Genomic DNA, 8695 nt, shown 5'->3' with positions numbered 1-8695 from the left:
GGTTAATGCAGGGCAAGTGCCGAAACTGTTCTCAAGATCTCGCCGTCACCGTACTGCGCCTCTCGGAGGGCAAATGGTGTACCAAAGCAATCTGGGCTCTACGGGCAGTACTGATACGAGTGTTTGGTAGCTTGAAAGGCTTTGCGCCAACATCTCTAATTCATCATTGTTCTCCCGTAACCGGTGTTTTGCTCTTCGTCAAAGTCAGGCTCAACAGTACCGAAATCAAGATGATGCCGCCGACTGTGGTCAGCGACCATTGGATCGGCATGTGCCACCACGGCGCGACCAGCATCTTGCCGCCGATGAACACCAGTACGATGGCCAGACCATATTTGAGCAAGTGGAAACGGTCGGCCATGTCGGCAAGCAGAAAATACAGTGCGCGCATGCCCATGATGGCGAAGATATTGGAGGTGAACACGATGAAGGGGTCGGTGGTGACGGCGAAGATAGCCGGGATGCTGTCGACCGCGAACACCAGGTCGCTGGCCTCGATCAGTACCAGCACCGGGAACATCGGCGTCGCCCAGCGCAGGCCGTTCTGGCGCACGAAGAAGTGCTCGCCGTGAAAACCGTCGGTGATGCGAAGATGGCTGCGCAGCCAGCGCAGCAAAGGGTTCTTTTCGAGCTCTGGCTGCTGGTTGGCGAAGATCAGCATCTTGAAGCCGGTGATGAGGAGGAAGGCGCCAAAGACATAGAGCAGCCAGGCAAACTCCTGCACCAGCCAGACACCGGCGAAAATCATACCGGCGCGCATGATGATGGCGCCGAGCACGCCATAGAGCAGGACGCGGCGCTGCAACTCTGGCGGCACGGCGAAATAGCCGAAGATCATCACGAAAACGAACATGTTGTCGATCGATAGCGACTGCTCGATCAGGTAGCCCGTCAGGAATTCGAGCGTTGTACGCTGGGCCACTTCGGCGCCGAACATGCTGCGCAGATACCACCAGAGCAGGACGGAAAAGACCAACGCCAAACTGGTCCAGGCGATGACCCAGGCCAGCGCTTCGCGTACTGAAACACGATGCGCCTTGCGCCCGCCGAAGACGAAAAGATCCAGCGCCAGCATGGCGAGAACGAAGCCGATGAAGGCGGCCCACATCCAAGATTGGCCGACGCTTATGGCGGTCATTTCACTATCCAAGGTTGGCCGATACTCATGTTGAGCCGCACGATCACCCTCCCAATGCGGGTGGTGCTATGACTTAAGCTGGAGGCCAGGCGTTTGCTGCTGTGATCGTACAAACCCTCGGTTAGTTCGAAAACGCGGCATTGGATGGCCATCTGCATGACTGTCTCCGCATGAAGCAAATGGGCTGGAAGAGGTCATGCTAACGGGCATGTTGCATCAGTAAAAATCGTTTATTCGTTGCTAATGGTTCGTTTTTTACGAAGTGTTGATTCAGATGCTCAACTACCGGCAATTGTATTACTTGTGGTTTATGGCCAAGGCGGGAGGCATGGCGCGCCCCGCCGATCAGTCGCACCTTACGCCGCAGACCCTTTTCGGGGAGATCTCCCAGCTGGAAGAAACACTGGCAGTGAGCCTATTCCAGCGCGCCGGGCGGCTGGAGCTAACCGAAACCGGGCGGGACGAGATCTTTCAGGTAGTGCTAGGGGCACATTCGTTTTATCAGCTGCCCCTGTGGCACGAGAAAATGGACACCGCACACCGCTGACCCTTAGCGCAATCGTCCTAAGCATTAATATTGCAAGAGGATGTTGCCGTAGGCAATGCCATATTACCTACAAGACTTCTAACTACATTCAGTCATCACCCTCCAAATGGTAGTTTTCTGCCTAGACTTGCTCTTGTCCGCCGTGCACATGCTTTTCAGAGCATGGAAGTGTACGAAAACGAAAACAAGAGGAATCCCCCCCATGTTTAAACCTATGTGGAAAGCAGTCGCCTGCGCCCTTGCCCTTGGCACCATGAGCACGGCCATGGCTGCAGACCCGGTAATTATAAAATTCTCCCACGTCGTCGCAGAGCAGACTCCCAAAGGCCAGGGCGCCCTGTTGTTCAAGAAACTGGTGGAAGAACGCTTGCCCGGCACGGTCAAAGTCGAGGTCTACCCCAACTCCTCATTGTTTGGCGATGGCAAAGAGATGGAGGCCTTACTGCTCGGGGACGTACAGATGATTGCACCGTCGCTGGCCAAATTCGAGCACTACACCAAGACCGTTCAACTGTTTGACCTGCCTTTCCTGTTTGATGACATCACCGCTGTTGACCGCTTCCAGCTGAGCCCGCAGGGCCAGGGGCTGCTCAAGTCCATGGAAGACAAAAACATCACGGGTTTGGCCTATTGGCACAACGGGATGAAACAACTGTCCGCGAACAAGGCGCTGCGAGTGCCGAGTGATGCCCGTGGCTTGAAGTTCCGAGTGCAGGCTTCGGCCGTGCTCGAGGAGCAGTTCAAGGCCGTACGGGCTAATCCGCGCAAGATGAGCTTCGCCGAGGTGTATCAGGGCTTGCAGACCGGAGTGGTCAACGGGGCGGAAAACCCTTACTCCAACATCTACAGCCAGAAGATGCATGAAGTGCAGAAATACATTACCGAATCCAATCACGGCGTATTGGATTACATGCTGATCACCAACACCAAGTTCTGGAACGGTTTGTCGCCGGAGCTTCGCAGCGAGCTGGACAAGATACTCGTCGAAGTCACCGCTCATGTGAACAAAGAGGCCGAGAAGCTGAACCAGGATGCCAAGCAGAGCATCATCGCGGCCAAAACCACCGAAATCATTACCCTAACGCCTGAGCAACGCGAACAATGGCGTGTCGCGATGAAACCGGTGTGGAAAAAATTCGAAGGCGATATCGGCGCCGAGCTGATCACTGCCGCTGAAGCTGCCAACCAGGCCCAATGATCGGTCGTCGGCAGGTGTTGCCGCCCTGGCAGCACCTGCCTGTCGTCCGCTACAGGAGATGCCATCCATGAATGCTCTTCGGCGCATCTGGGAACACTTCGAGGAAGGCTTCATCGTCTTCCTTCTGGCCGCCATGACGTTGGTCACATTCGTCTACGTTGTCCTCAACAACCTCTACACCCTGTTCTATCGCCTCGCTGAGAACTGGGAAGGCGCCAGCGAATCGCTGTTCGCCATCGGCGACGGCGTCATGGGTATGGCACAGGCCATGACCTGGAGCACCTCACTGACCAAGGCCTTGTTTGGCTGGCTGATTTTTTTCGGGCTGTCGTACGGAGTACGCACGGCCGGCCATATTGGCGTTGATGCGCTCGTCAGAATGGCCAGCAAATCGGTGCAACGGCTCATTGGCATCATTGCCTGTCTTTTCTGCCTGACTTATGCCGGATTGCTCAGCATTGCCAGTTTCGGGTGGATTCAGACCCTGATGATTGCGCGCATAGGTGCCGAAGACTTGGGCCAGTACGGGATCATGCAATGGCACATCGGGTTGATCGTCCCCGTAGGGTTCGCCTTGGTCTTTATCCGTTTCGCTGAAATTCTCGTGCGCATCCTGCAAAACAGGCAGACCGGCCTGGGCTTGGCCGATGAAGCCGCAGATGCGATGAAACTGACTGAACACGAGGATGACAAGTCATGACCATTGCCTTCCTCTTTGCATCACTGTTCGTGCTGATGTTGATCGGCGTTCCCATTGCCATCTCCCTGGGGTTGGCGGGCTCACTGACCATCGTTTTTTTCAGCCCGGACTCCGTGCGCTCACTGGCGATCAAACTGTTCGAGACGTCGGAGCACTACACGCTGCTGGCCATCCCGTTCTTTCTGCTCGCGGGGGCCTTCATGACCACCGGTGGCGTCGCTCGGCGGCTGATTGACTTTGCCAATGCCTGCGTCGGCCATATCCGTGGTGGTCTGGCTATCGCTGCCGTGTTGGCGTGCATGTTGTTCGCGGCCCTTTCAGGATCCAGCCCAGCCACTGTGGCGGCGGTGGGTTCAATTGCCATTGCCGGCATGGTCCGCTCCGGTTATCCGCAGGCCTTCGGCGCGGGGATCGTCTGTAACGCCGGGACCTTGGGTATCCTGATTCCACCCTCGATCGTCATGGTGGTCTATGCAGCCGCGACCGAAACGTCTGTCGGCAAACTGTTTATGGCTGGCGTGTTACCAGGCCTGCTGCTGGGGCTGGCGTTGATGGTCGCGATCTACATCGTCGCCGTGAAGAAAAAGCTGCCCGCCATGCCGCGCGCGACGTTCCGTGAATGGCTTAGCACGGCACGCAAGGCGATCTGGGGTCTACTGCTGATGTTCATCATCTTGGGAGGTATCTACTCCGGGATGTTTACCCCGACCGAAGCTGCGGCAGTGGCGGCCGTGTACTCGGCCTTCATCGCCTTGTTCGTTTACAAAGACTTAACGTTCCGCGAAACGCCAAAGGTCCTGCTGGACTCGGCCAAGCTGAGCATCATGCTGATGTTCATTATTGCCAACGCCATGCTCTTCGCGCACGTTTTGACCACTGAGCAGCTACCGCAACAGATCACCGTGTGGGTGATTGAAGCGGGGCTGACACCGGTGATGTTCCTGCTGGTGGTGAACATTGTGCTGTTGATTGCAGGGGCCTTTATGGAACCCTCGGCCATCATCCTGATACTGGCACCGATCCTCTTTCCCATCGCCATGAAACTGGGTATCGATCCCATTCACCTGGGCATCATTATGGTGGTGAATCTGGAAATCGGCTTGATCACTCCACCTGTGGGCCTGAACCTGTTCGTGACCTCTGCTGTGACGGGTATGACACTGCCGGCAACCATCAGAGCCGCCATGCCGTGGCTGATGATTCTGCTCCTGTTCCTGATTCTGATTACCTACGTTCCTTGGATCTCCCTGGCTTTGCCAAACTGGCTGGGCATGAGTTGATGCCTGCCTGTCCGGGTACTGGATGTTCGTATCCGGACAGGGCTTTCACGTTTGTGCTTCTGGCCACTTATTGTTGTTCTGAGTCCGTCACGCAACTCCATAGCTCCACTGAGAACGGATTGTTGACCGGTGGTCCCAGCCACTCGCTCATCTCATGACATTGCTGATCGAAGCATAGCTGGTAGTCACCTGCTTGCGGGGTACGTCCCAGGTTCAACGGTTGCATGGGCGGCAGGTGGCGCTGATAGTGCCAGCTACCTTTTTCCAATCTAGCCTCTGCGGGGATTTCCATACCTGCGCCATTTCCTTTGACCCTCGCCTCCATAAGAACGAGCCCTTGCTCCGCGACACGGTAATCTTCTTCCCAACGAATTTTTTCGATTGTGTGATTCCAAGCCAGTGTAAAGCTTGAGATTGGAAGTTGGGTCCAGGCGACTCCCGCCAGACCTAGGCACAAGCCGATCATGCTCTGGCCAGTCCGCCACGGCGAGACCGCCAGACATGCTGAAGTATCAGCAACACACCCAGCACAAAACCGATTTCGTCAGTCAACGGCAGCGCAACGACTAACAAAGCACCTGCCGCGAAACACAATAAACGCTCCCAAACCGGCATCTTCTGTTGCAGATAACCTGTGGACGCCATTCCCCAAAGGCCAACGGCCAACAACGTCTTCACCAACATATAGGCAGTCATCCACAAATTGTCGCCTTGCATCATGAGCGCAGGGTTGTAGACCGCCATGAAAGGAATGACAAAGCCAGCCAGAGCAATACGAACCGCCCACAGACTGATCTTGAATCCTGTTTCCTTGGCGATGGGCGCTGCGGCAAAGCATGATAAAGCGACCGGTGGAGTAAGGTCTGCGAGAATTCCGAAATAGAAAACGAACATGTGCGACACGATCAGCGGCACACCCAACTCAAGCAAAGCGGGTGCTGCAATTGAACTGGTAATGATGTAGTTGGGAATCGTCGGGATACCCATACCCAACACCAGGCAGGTAACCATCGTCAGTATGAGTGACAACAACAAGTTATCCCTGCCAATGGCCAGTATGTAACCGGCGAAGGTCGAGGCTATGCCCGTCAATGACACTACACCGATGATGATTCCCACTAGCGCGCAAGCAATCCCGACCGGCACAGCATGACGAGCACCTTCGACCAAGGCATGCAGGCAAATACTCAGGGTTTCTCGGCCTCCCTGAATGAACCAACAGATGACCACTAACGTGGCGATTACCGCAAAGATCACGCTAATACCCAACTGGAAAAAACCGACGCAGAGGACACCAAGAGCGATCCAAAACGCACACCGCAACGCGAAACTGGACACCCGAAGAATGATTGCCGAACCGAGAATAACGATGGCTGTTAGCGCCAGACCCACCATTCCGGAGAATAGGGGGGTACGTCCGGAGAACAGCAGGTAAACCAGGACAAAAAGCGGAATCAGCAAATACCAGCTTTCCTTTACCGCACCCCATGCGCTGGGACATTGGTCTTTGGGTAACCCCTTAAGGTCGGAGCGTTTTGCCTCAAGGTGAACCATCCAGAACACCGAGCCGAAATACAGTATGGCTGGAATTAACGCAGCTTTGGCGATTTCTACAAACGGGACATTAATTGTTTCCGCCATAATGAAGGCGACAGCCCCCATCACAGGCGGCATCAGTTGGCTGCCCATGCTCGAAGTCGCCTCTACGCCGCCAGCAAATGCTGCCTTGTAGCCGAAGCGCTTCATCAATGGAATCGTGAACTGTCCTGTCGTGACAACGTTTGCAATGCCTGAGCCTGTGATCGTCCCCATCAAAGCCGATGACGCGACCGATACTTTTGCCGGCCCCCCGAGTTTGTGGCCAAACAATCCCATCGCGAAGTCAGTGAACAATTTGATCATGCCGGCCTGTTCGAGAAAGGAACCGAACAAAATGAACAGGAAAATATAGGTAGCGGAAACGTAGGTTGGTGTGCCGTAGAGCCCCTCGGTGCCGAATGACAACTGGTTGACGATTTGATCGAATCCGTAGCCTCGATGTGCCAGGTCGCCTGGCAGGTATTCACCCAATAGACCGTATGCCAAAAACAGTCCACAGATGACAGGCAACGCGTTACCCATCACCCGACGAGCCGCCTCAAACACCAATGCGATCAATACCAGCCCAACCACCATGTCTGCAGATGTCAGTTCACCTGAACGCTGGATCAAATCCGCTTCGAAGAACCATTGATACAAGGCAGTGGTAATCCCCGCGAGGCTCAATATCCAGGACAACGGCTGCCAAGGACGTGCTTTGCCATACGCCGGGTAACTCAGAAACACCACCCACAGCAGGAAACCAACGTGCACCGCGCGCAGCACCTGGCTGGAAACAGGCGCAAACGCAGCGGTGACAATCTGGAAAACTGAAAACAACAACGCCACGTAGAACAGCGTCTTAGGCCAGTCGCGTGGGTTGGCGGCGATGCCATGATGATCTTCGCTCATTGGGTACCTGCCTCAAAACTACATAGAAGGGTACGAACCGCTCTATCGCTCTAGCGACCATCCCCGTGGCGCATTTTTGGATTACAGCGCTCCAGCTTCCTTGTAGTAGCGCTCGGCGCCGGGGTGAAGTGGAATGGGCAGATTCTTGGCAGCGTTTTGCAACTTGATGTCCTTGGCGGCTGAGTGAGAATTACCTAGACGAGTGAGGTTTTCGAACATCAGCTTAGTCATCTGGTAGGCAACGTCAACCGAGACATCCTCGCGCGTCACCAAAATATTAGTGATCGCCACCGTAGGCACTGACTCAGGCTGTCCGTCATAAGTATTGGCTGGAATTTGTGCAGGCTGATAAGCGGAATTGCCAATTTTCGAAACCACATCGGGAGGAATGGAGACGTAGTTCAATGGCATAGTTGAGGAAAGGTCGCGGATGGCCGCCATTCCTAACCCCGAGGACTGAAGCGTGGCATCTAACTGACGGTTTTTGATCAGCTCGACCGACTCCGCAAAGGGTAGGTATTGGACTTTGCTCATGTCTTCGTATGTCAATCCCGCCGCTTTGAAGATCGCACGCGCGTTCAGCTCGGTACCGGATTTCGGGGCGCCGACGGAGATGGTTTTCCCTTTCAAATCCGCCAAGGTTTTGATACCGGACTCTTTGTTCGCCACAATTTGAATGTAATTCGGATAGGCTCCTGCAATTGCTCGCAACTTTGTCAGCGGGGCCTTGAATCCGGCATCTTCCACGCCGTTTTTTGCATCAGCCACAGAGTCCCCAAGCGCCAGAGCGAGCTCCCCACGACCAGCTTGTAAAAGGTTGAGATTTTCCACTGAGGCTTTGGTCGCTTGGACAGAAGTCTTCGCCCCCGGAATCCCATCGCTGTATATCTGTGACAGCCCAACCCCAATGGGGTAATAAACCCCGCTAGTACCACCTGTAAGGATATTTATGAACACAGGTGCGGCGTTAGCTGCGCACGAGACTGTCAACGCAGCGGTGGCCGCAAAGAGGCTAAAGTGTTTGTTTACTCGCATGGAAAACTCTCCGTCTTGTTATGGCTTTATGCAGAGTCTTTCTACTGTAGTCGAAACCAACGCCTTGAGTGGGAAGCTGAGTTAGCCTAATAATTTTGGGCTTCTCAATCGGTGGTTGCGATGACGCCTAATCGGGATTCTCACGCCCGAAAAAATGCCAGTCAGCTTAGCTGACTGGCATTACCTGTTGATGCTGATGCGATTTTGACCCAGACGGCTGATTTTGGTTGACCCATACAGCTTCTGAAACCAATCGCACGAGCTTCCTTTGCTGAGTATTTGGGCGGGGCAATGAATTCCGGCAGCC

8 protein-coding genes are annotated in these 8695 nt (G+C 54.7%); 4 read left to right on the top strand and 4 right to left on the bottom strand.

Going from position 1 to position 8695, the window contains the following annotated elements:
- Positions 1 to 163: 163 nt before the first annotated feature.
- Entirely contained in the window at positions 164 to 1138 is a 975-nt protein-coding gene (locus ACRESJ_RS20180; RefSeq protein WP_431759468.1) for a TerC family protein, read from the bottom strand.
- A gap of 274 nt (positions 1139 to 1412) precedes the next feature.
- On the opposite strand from ACRESJ_RS20180, the gene ACRESJ_RS20175 reads away from it, so the two are divergent.
- The 4 genes from ACRESJ_RS20175 (at position 1413) to dctM (ending at position 4863) form a co-directional block, all read left to right on the top strand.
- Positions 1413 to 1685 (top strand): LysR family transcriptional regulator, encoded by a 273-nt coding sequence (locus tag ACRESJ_RS20175; RefSeq protein ID WP_431759467.1) that lies wholly within the window; start codon positions 1413 to 1415, stop codon positions 1683 to 1685.
- Positions 1686 to 1887: 202 nt separating this feature from the next.
- Positions 1888 to 2883, top strand: coding sequence for a TRAP transporter substrate-binding protein (locus ACRESJ_RS20170; protein WP_431759466.1), 996 nt, complete (start codon positions 1888 to 1890; stop codon positions 2881 to 2883).
- A 67-nt stretch (positions 2884 to 2950) separates the two neighbouring features.
- Positions 2951 to 3583, top strand: a complete 633-nt coding sequence (locus ACRESJ_RS20165; RefSeq protein WP_431759465.1) for a TRAP transporter small permease — start codon at positions 2951 to 2953, stop codon at positions 3581 to 3583.
- On the top strand, positions 3580 to 4863 hold the full coding sequence (dctM, locus tag ACRESJ_RS20160) for a C4-dicarboxylate TRAP transporter large permease protein DctM (RefSeq protein ID WP_431759464.1): 1284 nt from the start codon (positions 3580 to 3582) through the stop codon (positions 4861 to 4863). The genes ACRESJ_RS20165 and dctM overlap by 4 nt, the downstream gene beginning before the upstream one ends.
- Positions 4864 to 4930: 67 nt before the next feature.
- On the opposite strand, the gene ACRESJ_RS20155 is transcribed toward dctM, so the two are convergent.
- From ACRESJ_RS20155 to ACRESJ_RS20145, 3 genes are all read right to left on the bottom strand, one after another.
- A complete protein-coding gene (locus ACRESJ_RS20155; RefSeq protein WP_431759463.1) occupies positions 4931 to 5329 on the bottom strand; it encodes a DUF1850 domain-containing protein in 399 nt (132 codons plus the stop codon).
- On the bottom strand, positions 5326 to 7353 hold the full coding sequence (locus ACRESJ_RS20150) for a TRAP transporter permease (protein ID WP_431759462.1): 2028 nt from the start codon (positions 7351 to 7353) through the stop codon (positions 5326 to 5328). The genes ACRESJ_RS20155 and ACRESJ_RS20150 overlap by 4 nt, the downstream gene beginning before the upstream one ends.
- 81 nt (positions 7354 to 7434) lie before the next feature.
- The gene (locus ACRESJ_RS20145) at positions 7435 to 8388 is read right to left on the bottom strand and encodes a TAXI family TRAP transporter solute-binding subunit (RefSeq protein ID WP_431759461.1); all 954 of its coding nucleotides are present in this window, start codon (positions 8386 to 8388) and stop codon (positions 7435 to 7437) included.
- Positions 8389 to 8695: the final 307 nt, after the last annotated feature.

This window comes from Pseudomonas sp. (genome assembly GCF_050739655.1).
In the GTDB taxonomy this organism is placed as follows: Bacteria; Pseudomonadota; Gammaproteobacteria; order Pseudomonadales; family Pseudomonadaceae; genus Aquipseudomonas.
The sequence above is the reverse complement of the archived record's forward strand: the minus strand, read 5'-3'. Positions and strand labels throughout refer to the sequence as shown.

Excerpts from the sequence above, each read along its gene's own strand:
- dctM (WP_431759464.1), top strand. The coding sequence starts at position 3,580 with ATGACCATTGCCTTCCTCTTTGCATCACTGTTCGTGCTGATGTTGATC.
- ACRESJ_RS20175 (WP_431759467.1), top strand. The coding sequence starts at position 1,413 with ATGCTCAACTACCGGCAATTGTATTACTTGTGGTTTATGGCCAAGGCG.
- ACRESJ_RS20155 (WP_431759463.1), bottom strand. The coding sequence starts at position 5,329 with ATGATCGGCTTGTGCCTAGGTCTGGCGGGAGTCGCCTGGACCCAACTT.
- ACRESJ_RS20170 (WP_431759466.1), top strand. The coding sequence starts at position 1,888 with ATGTTTAAACCTATGTGGAAAGCAGTCGCCTGCGCCCTTGCCCTTGGC.
- ACRESJ_RS20165 (WP_431759465.1), top strand. The coding sequence starts at position 2,951 with ATGAATGCTCTTCGGCGCATCTGGGAACACTTCGAGGAAGGCTTCATC.
- ACRESJ_RS20150 (WP_431759462.1), bottom strand. The coding sequence starts at position 7,353 with ATGAGCGAAGATCATCATGGCATCGCCGCCAACCCACGCGACTGGCCT.
- ACRESJ_RS20145 (WP_431759461.1), bottom strand. The coding sequence starts at position 8,388 with ATGCGAGTAAACAAACACTTTAGCCTCTTTGCGGCCACCGCTGCGTTG.
- ACRESJ_RS20180 (WP_431759468.1), bottom strand. The coding sequence starts at position 1,138 with ATGACCGCCATAAGCGTCGGCCAATCTTGGATGTGGGCCGCCTTCATC.